Here is a 962-nt window from a genome sequence, read left to right on the forward strand (position 1 = left end):
GTTAAAACTTCTACATATAAATTCATTTCTTTTTCATTTATTTGAATAGTAGATTCTAATCTTTTTTCTTTTAAAAATGTTTTAATATCTTTAATGTATAATAAATCATCTATTTTTTTATTTATAATTAGTCTAGGATTATTTTTTTTTAATAATTCAAATAAATTTTTATTTCCATAAGTTATTCTATAATTGCATTTACTTATTATAATTATAGGTAAAGGTATACTATCAAATAAATTTCTTATATATTTCTTTTTTTCCTTATGTGTTTTTTGAATTTCTTCTAATGCTTTATTTCTTTCTCTTAATTTTTTATTTAATTCTTTAAGTTCATCATTTCTTTCATAAAGATCTTTAAATAGAAAATTATAAGGTTTATTGGTTAAATTTTGTATTAACCAATAATAAACAATGAAATAGGATAAAAGTTTTATTATAGCTAATATTAAAACTAAATTTTTATTTAATAAATTATTAACTGAACATTTTACAATAAAACATTGAAAAATAAATAATGATATATAATAAATTTTTACAGTATTTATATAATTACCTTTTAAAAGTTTATTAAATCTTAAATTATATAAACTCAATAAAAAAAGTTCTAATACTATAATATTGATTACCATATTAAAATTTAAAAAGAAAAAAAGAAAAAAATTACTTAAAGAAAAAATAATATAATATACTATTTTGTTTTTATTTTTAGTTAAAGAAAAATAATTTGATATAAAAAAACAAAAAGAAGCTTCTATTAATCCTATTATATTTATCATTTCTATATTAAAATAAATTGCAATAATATAATTGATTGCTTTTAAAAATCCCATAAATATGAAATAAATGCTACTAATTATAATTAATTTATTTTTTGAAAACTTATAAATTGTTGCATTAATTAATATTATTAAAAAAGTTATTATTGTATATATTATTCCTATTAATATATAGGATATTAT

The 962-nt window shown here is 14.1% G+C and carries 1 protein-coding gene; it reads right to left on the minus strand.

Annotation, left to right across the window (positions count from 1 at the left end; genetic code table 11):
• Positions 1–596 (minus strand): PAS domain-containing protein (locus tag GBZ86_RS16290; protein ID WP_327445298.1); only part of this gene is annotated, 596 nt, incomplete at its 3' end.
• Positions 597–962: the final 366 nt, after the last annotated feature.

It is taken from the genome of Clostridium tarantellae (assembly GCF_009295725.1).
Taxonomy (GTDB): Bacteria; Bacillota; Clostridia; order Clostridiales; family Clostridiaceae; genus Sarcina; species Sarcina tarantellae.